Source organism: Pseudomonas sp. MT92 (assembly GCF_058792515.1).
Genome location: NZ_JBXAFA010000021.1, coordinates 1 through 20,910, shown reverse-complemented (window position 1 = coordinate 20,910; position 20,910 = coordinate 1). Strand labels below are relative to the sequence as shown.

General features: G+C 57.3%; 21 protein-coding genes and 1 pseudogene. 17 read left to right on the top strand and 5 right to left on the bottom strand.

What is annotated here, in order from left to right; all coding sequences use genetic code 11:
* The 6 genes from AC1Q6D_RS29550 to AC1Q6D_RS29525 are packed head-to-tail and all read left to right on the top strand — an operon-like array spanning nt 1 to nt 6,500.
* Complete coding sequence (locus tag AC1Q6D_RS29550; RefSeq protein ID WP_103406487.1) at nt 1–414, top strand: TIGR03750 family conjugal transfer protein; 414 nt, start codon at nt 1–3, stop codon at nt 412–414.
* Nucleotides 411–1,052 carry a PFL_4703 family integrating conjugative element protein gene (locus tag AC1Q6D_RS29545; RefSeq protein WP_103406488.1) on the top strand — a complete coding sequence of 214 codons (642 nt, stop codon included), beginning with the start codon at nt 411–413 and terminating at the stop codon, nt 1,050–1,052. The genes AC1Q6D_RS29550 and AC1Q6D_RS29545 overlap by 4 nt, the downstream gene beginning before the upstream one ends.
* Nucleotides 1,049–1,861 carry a TIGR03749 family integrating conjugative element protein gene (locus tag AC1Q6D_RS29540; RefSeq protein ID WP_103406489.1) on the top strand — a complete coding sequence of 271 codons (813 nt, stop codon included), beginning with the start codon at nt 1,049–1,051 and terminating at the stop codon, nt 1,859–1,861. The genes AC1Q6D_RS29545 and AC1Q6D_RS29540 overlap by 4 nt, the downstream gene beginning before the upstream one ends.
* Nucleotides 1,851–3,368 (top strand): TIGR03752 family integrating conjugative element protein, encoded by a 1,518-nt coding sequence (locus AC1Q6D_RS29535; protein ID WP_103406490.1) that lies wholly within the window; start codon nt 1,851–1,853, stop codon nt 3,366–3,368. The genes AC1Q6D_RS29540 and AC1Q6D_RS29535 overlap by 11 nt, the downstream gene beginning before the upstream one ends.
* Nucleotides 3,331–3,747 (top strand): TIGR03751 family conjugal transfer lipoprotein, encoded by a 417-nt coding sequence (locus tag AC1Q6D_RS29530; RefSeq protein WP_103406491.1) that lies wholly within the window; start codon nt 3,331–3,333, stop codon nt 3,745–3,747. Before AC1Q6D_RS29535 ends, AC1Q6D_RS29530 begins: the two co-directional genes overlap by 38 nt.
* Nucleotides 3,747–6,500, top strand: a complete 2,754-nt coding sequence (locus AC1Q6D_RS29525; RefSeq protein WP_103406492.1) for a conjugative transfer ATPase — start codon at nt 3,747–3,749, stop codon at nt 6,498–6,500. The genes AC1Q6D_RS29530 and AC1Q6D_RS29525 overlap by 1 nt, the downstream gene beginning before the upstream one ends.
* A 36-nt stretch (nt 6,501–6,536) precedes the next feature.
* Here AC1Q6D_RS29525 and AC1Q6D_RS29520 read toward each other — a convergent pair.
* The 3 genes and pseudogenes from AC1Q6D_RS29520 to AC1Q6D_RS29510 form a co-directional block, all read right to left on the bottom strand.
* Nucleotides 6,537–7,270 (bottom strand): annotated as a pseudogene (locus AC1Q6D_RS29520) (ATPase).
* Nucleotides 7,267–7,530, bottom strand: coding sequence for a hypothetical protein (locus AC1Q6D_RS29515; protein ID WP_016973552.1), 264 nt, complete (start codon nt 7,528–7,530; stop codon nt 7,267–7,269). The pseudogene AC1Q6D_RS29520 and the gene AC1Q6D_RS29515 overlap by 4 nt, the downstream one beginning before the upstream one ends.
* 145 nt (nt 7,531–7,675) lie before the next feature.
* Nucleotides 7,676–7,933 carry a LasR-specific antiactivator QslA gene (locus AC1Q6D_RS29510; RefSeq protein WP_016973553.1) on the bottom strand — a complete coding sequence of 86 codons (258 nt, stop codon included), beginning with the start codon at nt 7,931–7,933 and terminating at the stop codon, nt 7,676–7,678.
* Between the two features lie 169 nt (nt 7,934–8,102).
* Between AC1Q6D_RS29510 and AC1Q6D_RS29505 the strand changes: the two genes are divergently transcribed.
* The 5 genes from AC1Q6D_RS29505 to AC1Q6D_RS29485 all read left to right on the top strand — a co-directional run bounded on the left by AC1Q6D_RS29505 (nt 8,103) and on the right by AC1Q6D_RS29485 (nt 12,659).
* A complete protein-coding gene (locus AC1Q6D_RS29505) occupies nt 8,103–8,357 on the top strand; it encodes a helix-turn-helix domain-containing protein (RefSeq protein WP_103406493.1) in 255 nt (84 codons plus the stop codon).
* A gap of 105 nt (nt 8,358–8,462) precedes the next feature.
* Complete coding sequence (locus AC1Q6D_RS29500) at nt 8,463–9,419, top strand: TIGR03756 family integrating conjugative element protein (RefSeq protein WP_103406494.1); 957 nt, start codon at nt 8,463–8,465, stop codon at nt 9,417–9,419.
* Nucleotides 9,416–10,795 (top strand): integrating conjugative element protein, encoded by a 1,380-nt coding sequence (locus tag AC1Q6D_RS29495; protein ID WP_207291576.1) that lies wholly within the window; start codon nt 9,416–9,418, stop codon nt 10,793–10,795. The genes AC1Q6D_RS29500 and AC1Q6D_RS29495 overlap by 4 nt, the downstream gene beginning before the upstream one ends.
* A gap of 3 nt (nt 10,796–10,798) precedes the next feature.
* The gene (locus tag AC1Q6D_RS29490; RefSeq protein ID WP_103406496.1) at nt 10,799–11,107 is read left to right on the top strand and encodes a hypothetical protein; all 309 of its coding nucleotides are present in this window, start codon (nt 10,799–10,801) and stop codon (nt 11,105–11,107) included.
* A 10-nt stretch (nt 11,108–11,117) separates the two neighbouring features.
* Complete coding sequence (locus tag AC1Q6D_RS29485) at nt 11,118–12,659, top strand: conjugal transfer protein TraG N-terminal domain-containing protein (RefSeq protein ID WP_103406497.1); 1,542 nt, start codon at nt 11,118–11,120, stop codon at nt 12,657–12,659.
* Here AC1Q6D_RS29485 and AC1Q6D_RS29480 read toward each other — a convergent pair.
* On the bottom strand, nt 12,648–13,046 hold the full coding sequence (locus AC1Q6D_RS29480; RefSeq protein ID WP_103406498.1) for a DUF3742 family protein: 399 nt from the start codon (nt 13,044–13,046) through the stop codon (nt 12,648–12,650). The two genes, AC1Q6D_RS29485 and AC1Q6D_RS29480, sit on opposite strands and share 12 nt — an antisense overlap.
* Nucleotides 13,047–13,502: 456 nt before the next feature.
* Between AC1Q6D_RS29480 and AC1Q6D_RS29475 the strand changes: the two genes are divergently transcribed.
* The gene (locus AC1Q6D_RS29475; RefSeq protein ID WP_103406499.1) at nt 13,503–13,832 is read left to right on the top strand and encodes a hypothetical protein; all 330 of its coding nucleotides are present in this window, start codon (nt 13,503–13,505) and stop codon (nt 13,830–13,832) included.
* Nucleotides 13,833–13,969: 137 nt separating this feature from the next.
* On the top strand, nt 13,970–14,929 hold the full coding sequence (locus tag AC1Q6D_RS29470; protein ID WP_103406500.1) for an ArdC family protein: 960 nt from the start codon (nt 13,970–13,972) through the stop codon (nt 14,927–14,929).
* Nucleotides 14,930–15,069: 140 nt separating this feature from the next.
* Here AC1Q6D_RS29470 and AC1Q6D_RS29465 read toward each other — a convergent pair whose 3' ends face one another.
* Nucleotides 15,070–15,264, bottom strand: a complete 195-nt coding sequence (locus tag AC1Q6D_RS29465) for a DUF7740 domain-containing protein (RefSeq protein ID WP_020300924.1) — start codon at nt 15,262–15,264, stop codon at nt 15,070–15,072.
* A gap of 221 nt (nt 15,265–15,485) precedes the next feature.
* Between AC1Q6D_RS29465 and mobH the strand changes: the two genes are divergently transcribed.
* From mobH to AC1Q6D_RS29445, 4 genes are all read left to right on the top strand, one after another.
* On the top strand, nt 15,486–17,213 hold the full coding sequence (mobH, locus tag AC1Q6D_RS29460; RefSeq protein WP_103406501.1) for a MobH family relaxase: 1,728 nt from the start codon (nt 15,486–15,488) through the stop codon (nt 17,211–17,213).
* Nucleotides 17,214–17,363: 150 nt separating this feature from the next.
* A complete protein-coding gene (locus AC1Q6D_RS29455; protein ID WP_207291575.1) occupies nt 17,364–18,350 on the top strand; it encodes an anti-phage phospholipase in 987 nt (328 codons plus the stop codon).
* Nucleotides 18,351–18,367: 17 nt separating this feature from the next.
* Nucleotides 18,368–19,261, top strand: coding sequence for an anti-phage nucleotidyltransferase (locus tag AC1Q6D_RS29450; RefSeq protein WP_103406502.1), 894 nt, complete (start codon nt 18,368–18,370; stop codon nt 19,259–19,261).
* A 64-nt stretch (nt 19,262–19,325) separates the two neighbouring features.
* Nucleotides 19,326–20,849 carry an anti-phage protein gene (locus AC1Q6D_RS29445; RefSeq protein ID WP_218277315.1) on the top strand — a complete coding sequence of 508 codons (1,524 nt, stop codon included), beginning with the start codon at nt 19,326–19,328 and terminating at the stop codon, nt 20,847–20,849.
* The last annotated feature ends 61 nt before the right edge of the window (nt 20,850–20,910 follow it).

Here is a 20,910-nt window from a genome sequence, read left to right as displayed (position 1 = left end):
ATGAACGACACTATCGAACGCCTTGCCGACGGCACATTGGTCTTTCTGCCGGAACGGCTCAATCGCGATCCCGCCGTATTGCGCGGTTTGACCAATGATGAGATGTGGATGGCGCTCGGCACCGGCGCCGTCATTGGCCTGCTGCTGGGCGTTCCGCTGGCGATCGCCACCGCCTCCATTGCCGTGGCGCCAACCGGCATGATCGCAGGCATGGCGCTAGTGTTATTTGCTGGCGGCACGCTATTGCGTCGGGCCAAACGCGCCCGTCCCGAGACCTGGTTGTACCGCAAGCTCGAATGGGTACTCGCCAGCCGTTGGCGCCTGGGTCGCGGCAGTTTGATCCTTCACTCCGGTGCCTGGACGGTTCGCCGTTCGCGTCGACTACGCCCTGCCCTCTCCCGGTGGCAGCCATGAGCCGATTTCGGAACAAGGTGGATGCCCAGCAGGCCCACATCTTCAGCCTGCGCCTGGCGGTAATGGTCCTCGCCCTGGTCTGTGCCGGACTCTGGTATGGCTGGCGTTCGGCACCGACTGATCTGACCGTGCATGTCCCCCCAGACCTACGCTCGGGCAGCACACGCAAGTGGTGGGATATCCCCTCAGAGAATGTCTATGCCTTTGCCCTGTACATCTTTGGCCAACTCAACCGCTGGCCTTCGGATGGCGAGCAGGATTATCGCCGCGCCATCTTTGGTTTGCAGTCCTACCTGACACCCGCCTGCAAGGCCTTCCTCGATGGCGACTACGAGTACCGCAAGGCCGCCGGTGAACTCCGCCAGCGGGTGCGGGGCGTCTACGAAATACTGGGCCGAGGTTACAGTGAGGATCCGGAACTTAGGGTCAAGCAACTCGACCGCGACAGCTGGCTGGTCAAGCTCGACCTCAACGCCGATGAGTATTACGCCGCGGAGCCGGTGAAACGGGTGGTGGTGCGTTATCCATTACGCGTGGTGCGTTTTGACCTGGACCCCGAACGCAACAAGTGGGGGCTCGCACTGGATTGTTATCAGGGCACGCCGCAAAAAATCTCCTCGCCTGGAGGTGAACCATGAAGCGGATTTCTATCCTAGGACTCACCGTCGTACTGATGTTATGGGGACTTACGGCGCAGGCCGTCGAGCTGATGCATTGGGAACGCCTTCCCCTCGCGGTCCCACTGGTGATCAATCAGGAGCGGGTAGTTTTTGTCGATGAGGCTGTTCGAGTCGGCGTGCCCTCAACCTTGACGGGCAAGCTGCGCGTGCAATCAACCGGTGGCACGCTGTACCTGCGCGCGTCGGAAGTCATTGCGCCAACCCGCCTGCATCTGCAATCGGTCGCGACGGGCGAGATCATCTTGCTGGATATCGCGGCCACACCTGGCGATCAATCGCTGGAGCCCGTGCGCATTCTCAAGCATGCTCAGGTGCAGGCTACCGAGACGGAATCTAGCACCGTCCCTGCTCCAGAACGTACGCCGATCCCGGTCGCATTGACGCGCTATGCCGCACAGAGCCTGTACGCGCCGTTGCGTACCGTAGAATCCCTGCCCGGTGTCCGTCGCGGACCACTCAAGCTGCGCACCGAACTGCCGACCCTGCTGCCGACCGAAAACGTGTCCAGCACACCCATCGCCGCCTGGCGGCTCGGTGATTATTGGGTGACGGCAGTGAAGTTGCGCAATCGTGGTCCAGCGACGGTGCAACTCGACCCGCGTCGGCTTCAGGCCAAGCTGTTCGCCGCAACCTTCCAACATGCTTTCCTCGGGCCGGTCGGCAGTGCTGAAGACACCACGATCGCTTACCTCGTCACTCGCGGTGCCGGCCTCGAACACGCCGTGCTGCTCCCGCCCGTTGCGCGAGGTGCTGACGATGAAAGCTAATGCATTGCTCAAATGGCTGGTACCGGCTGCGCTGCTGGCCGTGGCGTTGATCATTTTGAAAACCTGGGTCGCGGGTAGTAACGCTCCCTCTTCAGAGCACCCAGTTGATCAGGGCAACCTTCAGCTATCCACCGAGCAAGCCAAGTCGCTCGGCATTGCTGGCGATACCCCACGCGACACGGTCGCCACCCTGGTCGGCCAGGTGAAGGCCATGCGCAGCGACATGCTTGGTATGAAGAAACACAATGACTCATTGCAGACGGAAAACAACCGCCTGCGCGAGCGGGAAAACAGTGTCGATTCGCGTATCCAGACGGCGCTGGGCAGCGTGACCCAGCAAGTCGACGAAGGCCGCCGACAAGCCAACGAGGCCCGACTCAAAGCAGAACAAGACAGTCGCCAGGCCCGTGGTCTGCTGACGCAATTGCAGGAGCAGTTGTCGGGGCTGACCGGCAAAGACAAGGACATGCCGATCGGATTGGGTCTTGAGCCGGGCGATGGTGTCCAGTTCGAAGGGCGGCAGTCAGCCAATGATGAAATGCAGTGGATTGAACCCTCGGATGCTCGGTCTACCGACGCTCGAGGCAAAGCCAAGACTTCCTCCGCACTGAGTCTGCCTACCGCCTTCAACTCACTGGAAGGTTTGAAAGACAACGCGATTGATCGCAGCCAGAAACAACTACGCGCTGCCACCATGGGTGAGCGTGACCTGACACGATCCGAAGATCGTACCGAAGGCGCGAAGCCGATCTACACCATTCCCGAAAACGCGACTTTGATGGGTTCGGTCGCCATGACCGCACTGATCGGCCGAGTCCCGGTGGACGGCACAGTGAATGATCCCTATCCCTTCAAGGTGCTGGTGGGTCCGGAAAACCTGACTGCCAACGGCATCGACCTTCCGGACGTCGCGGGTGCCGTGATGAGCGGCACGGCGTCCGGTGACTGGACGCTGTCTTGCGTACGCGGACAAGTCGAGTCGATCACCTTTGTGTTTACCGATGGCACCATCCGCACGGTACCTCAACCGAAAGCGGTAGCCAGCCGCAATGCCTCCACCACCCAGAGTTCGAGCACCGACAAGATCCGTGGCGGACTCGGTTACCTGTCCGATCCCTACGGCATTCCGTGCATCGCCGGCGTGCGCCGCTCGAACGCCCAACAGTACCTCGGTAGCCAGAGCCTGATCACAGCCGCCGGTGCAGGTGTCGCTGCTCTGCTCGGGGATGAGCGGAACAACAGCAGCGTGATCAGTTCGGGCGGCAGTACGCTCGGGGTCACCAACAGCAGTGGCAACAGCGCGCTGAATTCAATTCTCAGTGGTGGAGTCAGCGACATCCGCGAGTGGGTCAACAAACTGTATGGCGAAGCCTTTGCTGCCGTGTACGTGCCACCGGCTGCACAGGTCGCCCTGCACCTCGACCATGAGATCACCATCGACTACGAGCCCAAGGGCCGGAGCGTTCGCCATGAAAAAGACCGTACTTCTCTGCCTGACCTGGATTAGCGTGCTCTGCTGGGGCTTGACGGGGTGTTCCACCGACAAGGAGACAATGCTGCCCCATGGCGAGCAAACCATGCTGGACATCTGGAACGGTGTCGGTTCGCAAGGCACTCAGCAGCAACTGCTGGAGGCTCGGCAGCAGTTACGCCGCCCGCTGGCCCAGGCAGATTTCTCCGTTGCTCTCCAAGAAGCGTACACGCGCACAGCGGCGAACGAGATCCGCAATTTGTTCCCTCGCTTGCCCAATCCCGATCTAGTGCTGTACGTGTATCCGCATTTGAGTGGTACCGAGCAGGCACCGGTGCCGGGTTACTCGACTGTTTTTCCGTTCTACCAGCGGGTGCAATACGCATTACCGGGTGAACGTCAGGAAGACTTGTAGTGCGTACCGGCGAATCGGGCAAACGCACATCTGCGTGGAAAGCCTGGCGCCACCCATTGCGACCTCGCGCCACCTTGGCCGACGAAGCTGCACTGAATGCGCACAATCCCAGCTTCACCGATCACCTGCCGTGGGTCGAATACCTCGACACCGAGCAGTGTTTTTTGCTGGATGACAATCGCTCGGTGGGTGCGGTGTTCGAGTTGCTGCCCCTCGGCACTGAAGGGCGCGAACCCGATTGGCTGATGGCGGCCCGCGATGCCCTCGAGGATGCCCTGCAGGACAGTTTCGATGAGCTGGATCAAGCGCCTTGGGTGGCGCAGTTTTTCTGCCAGGACGACAACGACTTCACCCCCTACCTGACCCGGCTCACCGATTATATTCAGGACAGCGCGCGAGACACGGTCTTCACCCAAGCGTACCTGGAGCTTACTCGCCGCCATCTGAAGGCCATCGCCAAGCCCGGCGGTCTGTTTGACGATAAGGTGGTGACACGCCTGCCCTGGCGTGGCAATAATCGCCGGGTGCGCCTGGTGGTCTATCGCTGGCTCGAGTCTGACGCTGAGGAAACGGGGCTCACTCCGGAGCAATCCCTACAACAGGCTTGCGAACGTATCGGTGCTTCGTTGCAGGCATGCGGAGTGCAAACGACACGAGTCGATGGACGAGGTTTATATGCCTGGTTGTTGCCCTGGTTCAATCCGGCACCCAGGCTCACTGATGAAGCGCCCGAGGAGTTCTACCGTCGCGTGGCCTATCCGGAGTCGAACGACGGTGTGTCACTGGAACTGCCCTTCGACCACGATTTCGCCGAGCGACTGTTCTTCAATGAGCCGAGTTCAGATGTACAGCACGGACTCTGGTTCTTCGACGGCCAACCCCATCGGGTCATGGTGGTGGACAAGCTGCGCCGAGCCCCCTTGATTGGTCAGCTCACCGGGGAAACCCGTAAGGGCGATGCATTGAATGCTCTGTTCGACCAGTTACCCGAAGGGACGGTGATGAGCCTGACCCTGGTGGTCAAACCGCAAGATGTGCTCGAGGACCAGTTGAACCGCCTGGCGCGCAAAGCCATCGGGGAAAACCTGGCCTCGACCCAGACCCGCCAAGATGTCGAAGAGGCTCGAGCGATCATCGGTCGCCAGCACAAGCTGTACCGAGGAACCCTGGCGTTCTACGTGCGCGGTCACGATGAGCAGCAACTGCACCAGCGCTCGGTCAACCTGGCCAGCGCACTGCTGAGTGCGGGGCTACAACCGGTACGTGAAGGCGATGAAGTCGCCGCCTGCAACAGTTACCTGCGTTGGTTACCGATGGCTTACAACCCGGCCCGCGACACGCGCAACTGGTACACGCGCCTGATGTTCGCCCAGCACCTGGCGAACCTGGCCCCCGTCTGGGGCCGCAGCACGGGCACCGGCCATCCGGGTATCACCCTGTTCAACCGCGGCGGTTCGCCACTGAGCTTCGACCCTCTGTCACGCCTGGACCGGGCCATGAACGGTCATCTGCTACTGTTCGGCCCGACCGGCGCCGGCAAGTCGGCCACCCTGGTCACCCTGTTGATGCAGGTCATGGCGGTGTACCGCCCTCGCCTTTTTATCGTCGAGGCCGGTAATTCGTTTGGTTTGCAGGGCGACTACTTCGCGACACAGGGCCTGTCGGTCAACAAGGTCCAATTGAAACCGGGCGCCTCGGTCAGTCTCGCCCCGTTCGCCGATGCTTGGCGCCTGGTCGAGCAGCCGGATCAGGTGGCGAGTCTGTCGATCGATGAGCTGGACGACGAGGTGGTAACCAGTCGCGAAGACCAGCGCGATATTCTCGGCGAATTGGAAATCACCGCCCGCCTGATGATCACCGGCGGCGAGGCCAAGGAAGAGGCGCGCCTGAGTCGAGCCGATCGCAGCTTGATTCGCGAGTGCATTCTCGATGCGGCACAGACCTGTATCGCGGTGGGCCGTCAGGTGCTGACCCGCGACGTGCGCGACGCCTTGCTGCACGTCGCCGCCGACCCGCACTTGCCGGAGAAGCGTCGCGAGCGCGCCCAGGAAATGGGCGAGTCCATCGACCTGTTTTGCCAAGGTTTCGAGGGTGAACTGTTTGATCGCGAGGGTATGCCTTGGGCCGAGAGCGATGTGACCATTGTCGACCTGGCCACCTATGCTCGTGAAGGCTACGAGGCACAGATGTCCATCAGCTACATCAGCCTGATGAACACCGTGAACAATCTCGCCGAGCGTGATCAGTATCTGGGTCGGCCGATCATCATGGTCACCGACGAGGGCCATATCATCACCAAGAACCCGTTGCTGGCACCGTTCGTGGTCAAAGGGACGAAGATGTGGCGCAAGCTCGGCGCGTGGTTCTGGCTGGCGACGCAAAACCTTGCCGACTTCCCCACGGCCGCGCAGACCATGCTCAACATGATCGAATGGTGGATTTGTCTGAACATGCCGCCGGCGGAAATCGAAGAAATCGCACGGTTCAAGAAACTCACGCCGGCACAGAAAGCCCTGTTGTTTTCCGCCAGCAAGGAACCAGGTAAATACACCGAAGGGGTCGTGCTGTCGAAGAAGCTCGAAACGCTGTTTCGAACCGTGCCACCCAGTCTTTACCTCGCCCTGGCCATGACGGAGCCCGAGGAAAAAGCCGAGCGTTGGACACTGATGCAGGAGCACGGCTGCTCAGAGTTGGAAGCGGCTTACCGGGTAGCCGAACGGATCGATAGCGCGCGAGGAATAGAGCCGGTCTAAGGGAGGAGTAGCTCACCGCTCAGGCCTAGCCAGCAGCTAGCCGTTGGACACCTTTTCAACGTAGGCATCCATGAACCAGTCAGGAACCTCATCAACCTTGAATTCAAGGTCAGTCCCATCCGTAACTTCGGCCAGCAGCACCAAATCGGCGCCGGAGTTATCGAAGATGTAGGCCCGATTCGAAGCGGAAATAGCCGCAGGCAACAGGCTCAAGCAACGGCGTAGCGCTGGACAATTTTCTCTGTAGGAACGGGGTGTCCACCTGCCGCAACACGGTTCTTGACCCTGTTGATATTGATGTCTGGATCTTCAGTTGCCACAAAGTAGAGGTAGGTTCGGTACCCCGACACTCTCGCCTTGAGCATAAAAGCGACTTTATCGTCGCTGGACATCACCGTTTCGAAAGTAAACGAAAGCTGGTCTTCGAGGAGCTTGTTCCGGATGAAGTCAGAGAGCACGGAGGCAAAATAGGAGTTCATCACGACCGTTTGGAAATCGAGGCCGTTGCTGCTAAAGCCTATTTTGGCCGCCTCCTCATCAAGCTGGGCGGACCTGACCAGCCGATGCTCCCGAATGAAACCGAGGATTTCATCACTCTCCGCTTCCAGTTGAAAATCACTGAAGTCCAGACGGCCGCTCTCTTTGGCAGCTTTCTCGATTTCATCCGGGTTAATGTAAATGCCGATCAGATGGGAAGGGATGGCACTTTTCATCGTGCTCTTGCCGGAGCCGTTGGGTCCAGCAAAGACCCTCAACCGAGGGACAATCATGAGCAGCGGCGCACCTTGATGACACCACCCTGCGTCACTTTGTGCTTGGGTTTAGCCACCCGAATGACCTTGTGCTTACCGTCGGCAGTCGTTTCAACAAGCATGCCGTTCACGACTTCCATCACGCTACGGCCAGCAGCCAGCGCGTTGATATAGGCGGTATTGATGGCACCTTCAGCCATGACTGGGATCTTATTCTCCAGCCGGCTCACCAGGTCATCACTCAACACTTCGTCACTCGACACTCGTTTGGCTTTCATATCGCGCTCCACGTTCTCAGAGAGTGCAGAATTTGCACTTAATCAGAATCTTAGCTACGTGAGCCTGTTGGTAACAGGGCAAAGGCCGGTTCTGTTGGCTCCATTCTAGAAGAATGGCGTCTGGAACCATACCTTTCAAGAGTTTTTAATGTGACACGCTCTGAAGCCGCTGCTGAATCCTCAACAGGAATCCGGCTTCAAACGCATCCTGGCAGTCGCCAACAGGAAACGTCTTGCGGGTTTGCGCCAGCTCCCACCACAGGGGTATCTCGCCGGGCGTATCAAGCCAAGCCTGGGCGCATTGCACGCCACGTTCGATCATCGGGGCAAACTCGCTGCCCCACGGTGTCAGAAGACTCGGGCAACCATCCGCCGCGGGAATTGAAATGTAGTTTTCGTCCATACACACCCTAGATTGCTGATTTTATTGTTAGACGCTGGACCCAGCTTCGAAATCATAACGACACCAAATGAACGCTCGATAACAGACATCAGCATCAAATGGCCTAGATCAATACCAATGTAGACTATATCCCGTGGATTGAGAGTCCCTCAAGGCGCAGTTTGCGCGCATGACTCAAGACTACGAACAGTTGCGCCTGCAACTGGCGGAAAATATCCGCTTGATGCGACGCGTAAAAAACCTTACCCAAGAGCAGCTGGCGCTCATGGCCGAGGTCGATCGCACCTACGTCAGTCAAATCGAACGATGCACGGGCAATCCGTCGCTGATGGTCCTGTGCAAACTCGCCAATATTCTCGAAATCACCACAGATCAGCTACTTGTAGAACCCGACATCCTGCGCAGCGCTCTTCACGTCAAATAATAGTCTCACGCCTCACAAATCCGATAGATCCGCCTTCATAATTTCCACTGACAGTCTTCAGTCAGTAACCGAACCTGCCCAGGCCATACACCGAGAGCCTGGATCATGCCTCTTGCCTGCTCGTCAATCCCGCCCACAAAGCTACGGCCCTTGGCGCTATGCATTCTGCTGGCGTGTGGCCCCAGCATGGCGCTGGACACCGCCAGCATCACGGCCTCCGTGTTTTCGCCAAACTGCCTCGCCTACAGGGTCGTCGGCATTTGTTTCTGGCTGCTCTGCACGCCCTTCGGCTGCACCGTCAAAACCTCGACCAAGGTGCGTCATTTCATTCCTGAACTGGTGGTCTCGAGCTACGCCACCACCGGCAATAACCCCTGGGCCGAGATGGCCGCTCTGTCCTCTCCCATCAACGGTGCGGAAGGGGGCGGCAACCTGGTCACCCCGAACACCCACCGTGACAACCTGCCCCGCTTCAAGAACGTCGACGGTATTGGCCACCCCGGTGGCTGGGCCGCCACGCAATTGGCTTCTCAATCCGGCTATGCCTGCGCCAGCGGTGCCACAGCGTTCATGCCCTACTACCTGAGCACCCTGGACTCGCTGGCCTGGCGCCAGGGCATCCCGGAAAGCTTCTACCCCGAGTCGCTCATGCCAGGGGTCCGTGAAATCGGTCGGCAGGCTTCGGGAAACATGTGGGGGAACGTCTATCCCCGACAGGGCTTTCTGGTACAGCCCGACGACTTCAAGGCAGCCGCCGTCATGGCGCAACGTTCCGGCGATGTGATTACCCGCAACGGGCAGCCGCATGTGTACGTACCACTGACGCCCGCCAAACGCGACGGCTACTGGCCGCCTGGCCCGATCGTTGAAAACGACGCCTCGACCCACAAATGGCAATTGCTCTACCCCCAGGTTCAGCCCACGTGCGCCATCTTCCCCAGCGATCCGGTACAGAGCGCGCATGGCGGCTACGCCTGGTCGCTGTGGCGTCCGTATAGCTGCTGCAAACGTGAGGGGCAAACCTTTCTGTTCAGCATCGACTTCGAAGGTGGTGCTTCATGAGTCGGCTTCTCGCGCGACCCAGGTTGGGTGTAATGAGTCTGTTGCTCTACGGACTGCTCGTGGCCACGCATGTCCACGCCGCCGAGGACAATTACCGTCTGGGCACGCAGGGCGAAGTGCTCGACGACCGGGTGATGTACACCATCGGCGGCGGTTCGGCAGTCGGCTCACCCAGCTCGCTCTACCGACCCAGCGGTCTCGGCGTCGGCGGGGCCTGGCGAGCAAACATGATGTGCGGCAACATGAGCCTCACCAATACCCTGCAAAACCAGCTGAACGGCGCCACCGAAGGTTTCCAGCAGATCATGGGCAGCATCGTGCAGAACGCGACCCAAGCGGTGATGTCGCTGCCGGCATTGATCATCCAGCGTGCCAACCCCGGCCTCTATGAGTTGCTCAGTAACGGGGTGATGCAGGGGCGTATCGACTTCGACCGCTCCAAGCTGACCTGCCAAGCCATGGCCGAGAAAATGGCCGACAAAGTCGGCCAAGCCGGTTGGGGCGCGTTGGCCAAGAACCAGGAGATGCAGGGCAACCTGGAGCAAACCGGCGGTGATGCAGTGGCCGCGGTGAAAAACACCGAGGCCCATAACGGCAACAATGGAGTGTCCTGGGTCGGTGGTTCGAAGGCTGGAGGCAGCGGACAGTCGCCCATTCGGGTGACCGCCGACGTGGTCCGTGCGGGCTATAACCTGCTGCATAACCGGTCGGTGGACGACAGCGCCTCGATCAGTAGCAGCGATTGCCTGGGTGGCGCTATTTGCCAGACCTGGACCTCGCCCCAGGAGGAGTCCGAATGGGCCGTTCGCGTGTTGGGCGAGAGCGAAGTCTCGACCTGCGACAGCTGCGAAGCCCTGAGGGCGACTGCTGGCAGCGGATTGACACCGTTGATTCAGGAAGCCTACAGCGAACGCCTCAAGGCCCTGCAAGGGTTGCTGTCGGGATCACTGCCGCCTACTCCTGACAACCTGGCTAAAGCCTCCAGCCCGATGCTGCCGGTGACCCGTGGTGTGGTTGAAGCCCTGCGCGATGATCCCGACCAGGATCTCCTAGCACGCCGCCTGGCCAGTGAGACGGCCTTGTCTAGCGTACTCGACAAGGCCCTGCTGCTATTGCGCACGCTGCTGGCGGGCAGTCACGAACCGAACATCGCCTCCGCCGAGCCGGCCCAAACCGCTTTGGCGAAAAACCTCGACGCCTTGGAGCGCGAAATACGCCTGCTACAAACCGAATTGCAGGTCCGGCAGATGCTGGCCACCAATACCGCCAGCCTGGTGCTCGATCGGCATGCCGGTGGTGCCGATGCTTCGCGCACCGTCGAGCAAGGCGACCCCGAGCCCGATCGACTCAAAGACGCTGACGCCAGGCGCAAGTGAGCCATGAAACGCTTACCACTATTCACTTTGCTTTCGAGTCTGGGGATTGCCGCGCTGATGATACTGACCGCCGCACTGATCGCCTGGATCGGCCGCAATGCGCTGGGCAGCTTTGAGGTCTGGCAGCAGGCATTCGAATCCATACGACCCTATTTGCGGTGGTGGCGTGCCCTGCTCTACGGCGCTCTGTTTGCGCTCTGGTGGGATCTGCTTCGGCGCTACCGCCATCGACCACAGGATCGACGGCGCATGAAACGCATCGGGGCATTAGGGCTCGTGCTCTTTACCTGCGTCGAACTCACCCGACTGTGAGGTCACCACCATGCTCATGAGCACCAACAGCTACCTGGAGTTTTATCTCTCGCTGCTGGCCTGGATCATCAACAACGGCCTCTGGAGCATCCTGTCCGATACCGGACTGTTTGCCGCGCCCTTTGGCGCAATCATCCTCCAGGAATGGCTGTCGGCCCGTCAGCAAGGCGCGGATGAAGGCAACAAGGGACTGCTCTCGGTGCCGAGGATCGAGAACCGGCTGTGGCTGGCCTACATCGTCGTCTTGTTCGGTTGCGCGCCGGTCTTTCCGCTGAGCCTTGCCTCAATGGCGTTCGACGATGCGGCGAGCCAGCGCTGCGGCGTGAGTGTGGCCAAGCCAGCGGAAACAGCCTGGGGAACCACCTTCAATACCATCGGCGAACGCTCCGCCAACGTACCGATCTGGTGGTTTCTGGTGCATGCCTTGAGCAAAGGGGTGACTGCCGCGGCTACTGCCTCCATCCCCTGCGCACCGGATATCCGACAGATGCGTATGGAGATCGACAGTTCGCGCATCAACAATCAGGTACTGCTGCAGGAAGTCGCCGACTTCACCCGCGATTGCTATGGCTATTCCCGCTCTCGACTGTTCACCAACCGTCCGCAGCTGGACAAGGCACAAAGTCACGACGCCTCCTGGATCGGCTCAAGCTATTTTCTCGACACGCCCGGCTATTACGACACCGATCGCTCACGCACACCGCGAGTCAACTGGCCGTATGACGAAAGCCGCGATGTTTCCTTACCGCGACTAGAGAATGGTGCGGGCTACCCCACCTGCAAGCAGTGGTGGAGCGATAGCGGTTTAGGGTTACGCGAACGTTTGATCGAGCAGGTTGATCCCTCGCTGTTGACTCAGCTGAAAGGTTGGTTGACTGGCCGTTCGAGCAACGAGATCGAGGATGCCACCTTGCGCGAGCTGGTCAGCCCGCGCCAGCAATCGATGTCCATGTCACCCGGAGAGGTGTATCTGGACTATGGCTCCAGCGCTCGTGGCGGCTCGATCAATCAGGGGCTCAATAACCTCGCCACCAACACCGGGTTGGCCCTCGGCTCCTTCAGCAACTTCCCGGCGATGAATGCGCTACGTGCCGCCCTGCCGATGGTGCAGGCTTTCCTGATCATGGGCGTGATCATCAGCTTGCCGTTGGTCCTGCTGGTCAGTACCTACCATCTGAAGACCGTCATGACGGTGACGTTCGCACTGTTCACGCTGCACATGTTGAGTTTCTGGTGGGAACTGGCCCGCTGGGTCGACTCCAGCATGCTCGACACCTTGTACAACCAGGTTTCGGCGTCCAATCAGGTGCTGCTGTCGCTGCCCACATCCGGGTTTATGGATGGGACCGTCACGGCACAGGTGATCGAGTATGTGATGGGGGCGATGTTCATCGTGCTACCCATGCTGTTTCTAGGGGCCATGAGCTGGGCAGGATATTCAGTCGGCAACGGGATTCAAGGCATGTTGGCGAACGGTAGCAAAGCCGCAAGTGATTCAGCGAGCAAAGGTACGGATCAAATATTGGGTGCTGCTAAGCGTTCAATTAGATGACTTGCTGTCGCCTATATAATGCCCATTGTCGTCGAAGTCACCGATGTAGAGATCAGCACCTAGGTAGTCTGGCCCTGGACTTTCCTCTTGATGATCGGAACCAACAAAAGCCCTGAACCATAGCAAAGTGATGACAGCCAGCATCATCACAAAAAAAGTAACCAGCCAAACACTGACAAAGAGCAATCCTCCGATCAATGCCAGTTTGGCAATCAGAAAGCTCCCGCGAACAAGTAATTTACCTGCGGGCATACCTGCCGTCACCGCACGCTCAGCCAGGCGGGACTCAAACGCTTTCAATTGGCGATAACCACGCTTTACCGACATGCCACAGGCGTATGCCCAGCGGTGGCCACGTGAATTCTGAACAGGTTGCTGAGTCGGCATGGTCTCGCCCTCTTCTGAGCGTTTTCATGGTTGAGACAGGAGTAACAGCCTACTACTGAAAACTGTCCGTGCCTGACCGTTTATCAGTTTGCCCAGCCGAAAAAATCTTCACTGGAAGACAGAAGACAAGCCCCGTGAAACAGCTTCTCTACAGTGATTGACCCATGTAAATCGTCCGGCTAAATACAAGGTACAGATCGCTGTTATCAACAGCACCTGCCCAGGTAGCCAGAGCCTTCAAGGCTACATCACTTCGGTGATGGTTCCCCCAAAGTGCGATTAGCGTTCGGTGGCTCGCACGGTGACCGTTTCTACGGTGATGAACGCCTACTGCTCTTATGAGCGCCTTTCGAACTCTGCTCGTCAGGCAAACTTTCTTGTTTTTCTTCAACCCACGGCGGGGAAATCTTTCCCCGCACGGGACAGGTTTCTTCGCGCTTTCAACGGAGGCACACCATGTCCGACTCACTTACACCAGAAGCACTGAACACCCTTCGGTTGCCCATTGTGTTCACTCCTGGCGCGTGGCAACGCGCAGTTCTGCTCGAACGCTCAGGTCCTCCTGAGAAGCTGCAGGTCGATCGGCTGAGCCACGTATTGCGCGCAGCCTTCGAGGCTCACCTCGCCTCTCCACACGAGCCCTATGTACTGTTCGAGGTAGTACACATTCAACCAACAGGTCACTTAGACCACGCTCCGTTGCTGCAATTGAGTCTCAGCCTACTCCAAGAGCCGGGCCAGCCTGGCGCATTGCTGATCGCGCTTGTAGGAGAGCACCAGCGCTGATTGCACGCGGCTGTACTCGACGCTCAGATCCACACTCAGACGGCATGCAAGACCTGCATCAATCCACCCGCACCCAACCGGGGAACCCTCCCCCGACGGGCAAGGCGTTCCTCCGTTTTTCTCTCGAGGAAGATGCCATGCGCGATATCTACCAAGACGTGACTGACAAGATCGTTACCGCGTTAGACCAAGGCGTTGCCCCCTGGATCAAACCCTGGTCCTCAAGTGGCTCCGCTTACATCGATCATCAACCCTACCCCATCAATGCCATCACGCGCCGTCCCTATTCCGGAATCAATTTACCGTTGCTTTGGGCTGAGGCCAGGTTGCAGGGATTCACTCAAGATCGTTGGCTGACCTTCAACCAAGCCAAAAAGGCCGGTGGGCACATCCGTAAGGGTGAACACAGCGCCCTGGCAGTGCTCTACAAGCCGATGGAGCGCGAGGAACAGACCGAGTCGGGCCACCCCGTACTCGATGAAAACGGTCAGCCCAAGATTGCTCACTTTGGCATTCTCAGGACGCATTTTCTGTTCAATATCGAGCAAACGGAGGGGCTCGAGATGTTCAATCAAACCCTGCTCGAAACGGAACCGACCGATCCCTTCCAGGCCAACAGCGCTGCGGAAAATCTGTTGTTAAGTTCAGGGGCACACATCGTTCATCGGCCTGCCGACGAAGCCTTTTACCACCCGATCAGGGATCTCATCCAACTGCCGACAAAAGCACAATTTCACGATGAAGGTGTGTACTACGCCACCGCACTGCACGAGCTGACGCACTGGACCGGGCATCATTTTCGGTTGCAACGGGAAGGCGTGACGTCCGCCTGTCCGTTCGGCTCGCCAGGCTATGCCTTTGAGGAGTTGATCGCCGAGATGGGCGCCGCGTTTTTATGTGCCTACACCGGTATACAGGGAGAGCTGCGACACGAGGGTTACATCGACTCTTGGCTCCGCCTGCTCAAGGCTGACAAACGTGCAATCTTCCGCGCCAGTGGCCAGGCCCGAAGCGCCTCAGAGTATGTACTCAACCTGGAGCAGCAACTGAAGCAAGCGGTCTTGGATGACTCACTCTGCATGAGCGAAGGAGTTTAATTGTTACCTCACCCCTGCAAACGCTTCACAGGGCCCAACGCGAGTTGAGCCCTTTTTTCTGTTTCCAGAAAACAGACGGCATCACGCGGCGGGCCCCTCACGCAAGGAACAAGAGAGGGGCGCACACCCGCAGCATGCCGTTATGTATCCAGGTTCTGCGCCAGAAAATCCACCAGTTCGAGCGGACTTCGGCTGTCGATCACCTTGTAGATCAGATCGCGTTTACTGCGCGGCAACTTCTTGACCACACTCTTCGCCGAGGCCCTGACGGCTTCGTCTGTCCCATGGATACGTGCCGCGAGCAGCAGCACGAGCGTGGCGTCAGTGAGGTTCATGGCAAGACCCAAAGAATATGCCGCGCAGTGTACCGACTCTTTTCTTTTCCGTACTAGCCCCAACAAAACGATGTCTAGCAAAATCAATATCCCTATTGCCGCACAAAGGGACATGAGACAAAAGGACGGGTAAGGGTTGGAAGGGAATGGGGACTCAAGGGTAAGAGCGCTATCCGAAAAGGCTAAAAGGCCAATGACCCAGTCACTTCCGGGAGGTCACGATGCTCAGTCTGTTTCGCCCAAAAAGGCAGAAGCCCCCTCCGCCGCCGACCGTGAGCGTCGCCGAAGGTTACCTGCCCATCGAGTCGGCCCACAGCTTGTTAGCCGCGGAGCACCGCCGCCAGCTGCTCGATCGCATCTGGCAGTACACCGCCCTCTCCCACGCGCAGTTCATCCAACTCTATTTAAATCCGATCCATCGCTACGCCGAACAGGTCCAGCAACTCCCGGCCAGCGAGACGCACCACCATGCGTATCTCGGCGGCATGCTCGACCATGGACTGGAACTGGTCGCCTGCAGTTTGAAACTGCGTCAGTCCTATCTGCTTCCCACCGGCGCTGCGCCCGAAGACCAAGCCGCCCAAACCGATGCCTGGTCGGCGGGTATTGCTTATGGTGCCCTGCTGCATGACATCGGCAAGATCGCCGTGGACCTGCAGGTCGAACGTCAGGATGGCAGTCCTTGGCACCCCTGGCAGGGCCCACTGGATCAGCCCTACCGTTTTCGTTACATCAAGGGTCGTGACTACCACCTGCACGGCGCCGCCGCAGGCTTGCTCTACACCCAAATTCTCGACCGCCCAATCCTCGATTGGCTCAGTGGATTTTCGCCACTGTGGGCCAGTCTGCTGTATGTCCTGGCGGGCCAGTACGAACGTGCCGGCGTGCTCGGTGAGTTGGTGATGCAGGCCGACCGTGTTTCCACCGCACAGAACATCGGTGGTAACCCGAGCAAGGCGCTGCAAGCGCCGATTCATTCGCTGCAACATCACTTGATCAGCGGACTGCGTCATCTGGTTCAGCACGAGCTGAAACTTAACCAGCCAGGTGCCGCGGGATGGCTAACTCACGACGCTCTGTGGCTGGTGAGCAAGACGGTCACGGACAAGCTGCGAGCTTATCTGCTGTCGCAATCGATTGAGGGGATTCCGTCGTCCAACCTTGCGGTGTTCGACGAATTGCAATCGCATGGGTTGGTTGAGTCGACGCCGGAAGGCAAAGCCATTTGGACCGCGCTTGTGACACAGGGGAACTGGCAGCAGAGCTTTACGTTTCTGCGTCTTCAACCGGCGTTGATCTGGGGGAACGAAGACCGTCCCGAAACTTTCAGCGGAACTGTGAGCGTGGCAGTCGATGACCACTCGACTGACAATCCGACATCAATTGCAGCGCCCGAGACTGTGAGTGCAGGATCGCGCCCGAGCTCGTCACCGAGAGATCCCATGGGAACGGAAGACACCGACTACCTGGGAACTCTGCTCGATATGCTCGAGTTGGATGGACCAGAGACCAGTGACTTGCCGTCAGAAAACCCGCCCGAAACCTCCCCGCTCCCATCTGACGCCCCTGGTCAGGCATTCCTGAATTGGATAAGAGAAGGTATCCAAAGCCACAAGCTGATCATCAACGACAGCAAGGCCAAGGTGCACACGGTGAGTGGCCACGTATTTCTGGTCACGCCTGGCATTTTTCAACGCTATGCTCAGGAGTTTCCGCGCATCTCAATGGGTGCCGATCACGAAGGTGACGAATGGCGATGGGTGCAGAAACAGTTCGAGAGGCTGAAGATCCACAAAAAGCGCGACGACGGCTTGAATATCTGGCTCTGTCAGGTCGAAGGCCCCAGGAAGAAGGCAAAACTCAAAGGCTATCTTCTAGAAAACTCAGTACTATTTTTCGAAGCCGGGTCCATACCTGCCGATAACCCCTTTCTTAAACTCGAAAAATAGTAAATTTCCATATCTCCTACTGAAGTGATTGAGTAGACGCTCCGGCGGCGGAACCAGCTCCGTTTGCGGCACAATGGCCTACCCTGCAACGTATTTCACACCGACAGCAAAAAGCACGGGCATCAAGCGCCATAGACGCGGGATACAATCATGGAGAATAAGGAAAACGAACGGATGACACACTCAAACCCATCATCCTCGCTCATCAAGGAGTATGCCAGCGACGGGATATGCCGTGTGCTAGCGCTTGATGGCGGCGGAGCAAAGGGCTTTTATACTTTAGGCGTTCTCAAAGAAATTGAGGCTATGCTTGGATGCCCGCTCTATAAACGATTCGATCTCGTCTATGGTACGAGCACAGGCGCGATTATTGCCGCGCTCATCGCTCTTGGGTATGAGATAGACCAGATACACGCGCTTTACACTGCCCACGTACCCCGCGTTATGTCCAGCCGTTCAGCGACAGCAAGAACAGCGGCACTTCGAGATTTGGCTGCTGAGGTTTTTCAAGACAAAACCTTTGAAGACGTCAAGACAGGTGTCGGTATTGTAGCCACTCGTTGGATGACCGAAAGACCGATGATCTTCAAGGGTAGCGTTACTCAGGCCCATGGCCGCAAAGGCACCTTCAGCTCTGGCTTCGGGGTCAACATCGCTGAAGCAGTGCAGGCGTCCTGCTCCGCCTATCCGTTCTTTGAGAGAAAGGTGGTTGTCACCTCTGCGGGCGATAAGATCGAGCTGATCGACGGCGGCTACTGCGCCAACAACCCCACCCTTTTTGCAATCGCAGACGCGACTGTGGCCTTAAAAATAGAGCGCACAGACATTCGAGTCGTGAACGTCGGCGTCGGTATTTACCCGGAACCGAAGCCGGGACTGCTGATGCGAATAGCCAAAAAATGGCTTGCAGTTCAGCTGCTCCAGAAGACCCTAGAGATCAATACCCAATCCATGGATCAACTGCGCGACGTTTTATTCAAAGACATCCCCACGATTCGTATCAGCGATAGCTTCGAACGACCTGAAATGGCAACAGATCTGCTGGAGCACGACCTTGATAAGCTGAATATACTCCGACAGCGTGGTAGCGAATCGTTCGCCACTCGCGAGGCGCAACTAAGGGACTTTTTGACGTAACGTGAGCGAGGCCCAAAATGGGAATACCTGAATCGCAACTCGAAACCTGGTCGCACCAAGGGTCTATCGCGCAGTCTGCTGCAACCTACCACACCATAAAAAGCACTCTGGAGAACCCAGATGCTAACTATCACGGGAAGAACTACAAGGTCTTTCTTCAAGGCTCCTATGGCAACGATACCAACATCTACTCCGAAAGCGACGTGGATGTGGTCATACGACTTGATGACGTCTACTACAGCGACCTAACACTACTATCCGCTGAGGAAAAAGCAGCGTATGACCAAGCAAGGGTTCCGGCGTCCTATCTGTATGAACAGTACAAGGCAGATGTAGTCCAAACTCTCACTAATCGCTTTGGCTCTGATGTTAAAGTGGGAGATAAGGCCATTGCCATAGCATCGAATGGCAGTAGGCGTAAAGCCGATGTCATCGCCGCAATGCAGTACCGCCGCTATAGGAAGTTCAATAGCAATTACGACATGCAGTATGACCAAGGCATCTGCTTTTTCAATGCAGCGGGCGAACGCATCGCTAACTACCCAAAACAGCATTCGGAAAACCTTACAAGAAAACACCAGAGCTGTAATCAATGGCTCAAACCAATGATTCGTATTCTGAAGAATCTTCGAAGCAAGCTGGTGGAGGATGGAAAATTAAAATCTGGCATCGCGCCGTCGTACTATCTTGAAGGTCTGCTGTACAACGTACCGAACGAGAAGTTAGGCTCCAGCTACGTGGAATCTTTCGTTGCTGCAATGAACTGGATTCAGCAGGAGGCGGACAAAAGCAAGTTGGTGTGTGCCAATGAGCAGTACTACCTGCTACGAACTGGAACGCCTACCTCATGGGAAAGCATCGACGCGGAGACTTTTATCAACGCCGCTATCAAACTGTGGAATACATGGTGAGATGAACCTGAATTTATCGCCCGTCGCAAGATCAGTGTAATCACCAACCTGGAGTAAGTTCGGAATGAGCGGTCGCACCATCTGCCTTTTCATGTGGGGATACCAAGACACCTATAGAATTCACATTCGCTCGCTGGTGCGAAACGTTTTGAAAGAGTTAGGAGCACCGCCTGAGGCAGAGGTACTACTCGTCGGCGCTCGTAGTCCCGATAGCACAAATCCTAATCCAGTGTGTGTCGAGCCAGAAGACGGAAAATGGCCGCTTAAACTATTTGACGGTTTGCTCGAGTCGATCGAATCCACTTATCGTGACCACGACTTGCAAACCATGTTTTATAGTGATGCGCCCAGTATGCGGGACAAGCCGGAGTGGATCCGTCGAGACTCCGTGCGCACCTCCGTTCAAGAGGCACTCAAGGTCTTCGACTCCGAGCATGACGTAACATCCTTCTGCGGTGAGGTTAGACGTATCGGTGATTATCATGTCACTCCGATCGTGCAGATTCCTAACGCAACTTTCCGCCTATTCCCACCGCTGCCTAGCAAGCCGATTGAAAATCGCCGGCAAGGATATGGCTTTCGTAGCCTGATACACGCTGCAGTATCTGCTGTCCTTCGTGAGGCTACCGAAGAGTTAAATAATCCTGAGCCCGGGCGTTTTACTCGTCGCGGCATTAGAAATGCACAGGAAGTCGTGCGCATTGCGGCAAAAGATTTTCTGCATACTCCAGGGCTTTCGATCGAGCAGCAGTATTACCATACCGACCTTTTCGACTCGTTAAACCTTGTCTCGTCCCTAATGTACGAGGGTGCAAAAGGCGTCGGCCACCTTATACTCGCTGACCCCAACAACGAAAGTATCGAGTTCCTCGCTCAATTCTCTGAGCCCGTTTCTTTTCGTGAGCCCCGATGGGTTCGTAAAGTGTTACAGATGGCTACGCTAGGAGTTGGAGTCATCGCGGACAGCCGCCACATCTACGGACTTGGGCAATTGAGTTATTCGCATGATCACAGTGCACAAGATGCGTTTACGGTGGCCTTCATCGATCACTATCTATGGGAGCTGCGCTACAAAGACCAGGTACTACTTCGCAGTCACTACGCAGTTCCTACGCTTCCCCAGGAGCCTTTCGACAAGGCAGATTTCCTTGCAAATTATGCTCGACTCTTTCCTCTGTCGTCACCAGCAGATGCGCTCCATCTGTGGAACCTATTGATTACGCAGATTAGTCAAGATCACGGTAGCATGATCGTCGTTGCGGAAGACGCAGCCAGCGAAGCGCAGCGCCTCAGCAAACAAGGGACCAGCATTGTTCCGACTCGCCTCACTGAAGCGCTTCTCAGAAGTTTCAGCGGAATCGACGGGACAATTCTGCTCGATCCCTTAGGGGTCTGCTACGCTATTGGGATTATTCTCGATGGCGAGGCGACGGAGCAATGCACTCCCTCAAGGGGCTCACGATACAACTCAGGTGTGCGCTACGTACGGGCGCAGTTTCATCGAAGGCTTGCGATTGTTGTTTCAGATGATCGTACTACCGACATTATTCCGCAGATAAGACGGTTGGTTAGTGAACGAGCCCCATGAAAGACAGGACACCGTTTCCCCCTTACGATAAGGGATAGGCAAACGGTTATGTTTATGACTA

Coding starts and splice junctions, on each gene's coding strand:
- AC1Q6D_RS29550 (WP_103406487.1), top strand. CDS start 1: ATGAACGACACTATCGAACGCCTTGCCGACGGCACATTGGTCTTTCTG.
- AC1Q6D_RS29545 (WP_103406488.1), top strand. CDS start 411: ATGAGCCGATTTCGGAACAAGGTGGATGCCCAGCAGGCCCACATCTTC.
- AC1Q6D_RS29540 (WP_103406489.1), top strand. CDS start 1,049: ATGAAGCGGATTTCTATCCTAGGACTCACCGTCGTACTGATGTTATGG.
- AC1Q6D_RS29535 (WP_103406490.1), top strand. CDS start 1,851: ATGAAAGCTAATGCATTGCTCAAATGGCTGGTACCGGCTGCGCTGCTG.
- AC1Q6D_RS29530 (WP_103406491.1), top strand. CDS start 3,331: ATGAAAAAGACCGTACTTCTCTGCCTGACCTGGATTAGCGTGCTCTGC.
- AC1Q6D_RS29515 (WP_016973552.1), bottom strand. CDS start 7,530: ATGAAAGCCAAACGAGTGTCGAGTGACGAAGTGTTGAGTGATGACCTG.
- AC1Q6D_RS29510 (WP_016973553.1), bottom strand. CDS start 7,933: ATGGACGAAAACTACATTTCAATTCCCGCGGCGGATGGTTGCCCGAGT.
- AC1Q6D_RS29505 (WP_103406493.1), top strand. CDS start 8,103: ATGACTCAAGACTACGAACAGTTGCGCCTGCAACTGGCGGAAAATATC.
- AC1Q6D_RS29500 (WP_103406494.1), top strand. CDS start 8,463: ATGCCTCTTGCCTGCTCGTCAATCCCGCCCACAAAGCTACGGCCCTTG.
- AC1Q6D_RS29495 (WP_207291576.1), top strand. CDS start 9,416: ATGAGTCGGCTTCTCGCGCGACCCAGGTTGGGTGTAATGAGTCTGTTG.
- AC1Q6D_RS29490 (WP_103406496.1), top strand. CDS start 10,799: ATGAAACGCTTACCACTATTCACTTTGCTTTCGAGTCTGGGGATTGCC.
- AC1Q6D_RS29485 (WP_103406497.1), top strand. CDS start 11,118: ATGCTCATGAGCACCAACAGCTACCTGGAGTTTTATCTCTCGCTGCTG.
- AC1Q6D_RS29480 (WP_103406498.1), bottom strand. CDS start 13,046: ATGCCGACTCAGCAACCTGTTCAGAATTCACGTGGCCACCGCTGGGCA.
- AC1Q6D_RS29475 (WP_103406499.1), top strand. CDS start 13,503: ATGTCCGACTCACTTACACCAGAAGCACTGAACACCCTTCGGTTGCCC.
- AC1Q6D_RS29470 (WP_103406500.1), top strand. CDS start 13,970: ATGCGCGATATCTACCAAGACGTGACTGACAAGATCGTTACCGCGTTA.
- AC1Q6D_RS29465 (WP_020300924.1), bottom strand. CDS start 15,264: ATGAACCTCACTGACGCCACGCTCGTGCTGCTGCTCGCGGCACGTATC.
- mobH (WP_103406501.1), top strand. CDS start 15,486: ATGCTCAGTCTGTTTCGCCCAAAAAGGCAGAAGCCCCCTCCGCCGCCG.
- AC1Q6D_RS29455 (WP_207291575.1), top strand. CDS start 17,364: ATGGAGAATAAGGAAAACGAACGGATGACACACTCAAACCCATCATCC.
- AC1Q6D_RS29450 (WP_103406502.1), top strand. CDS start 18,368: ATGGGAATACCTGAATCGCAACTCGAAACCTGGTCGCACCAAGGGTCT.
- AC1Q6D_RS29445 (WP_218277315.1), top strand. CDS start 19,326: ATGAGCGGTCGCACCATCTGCCTTTTCATGTGGGGATACCAAGACACC.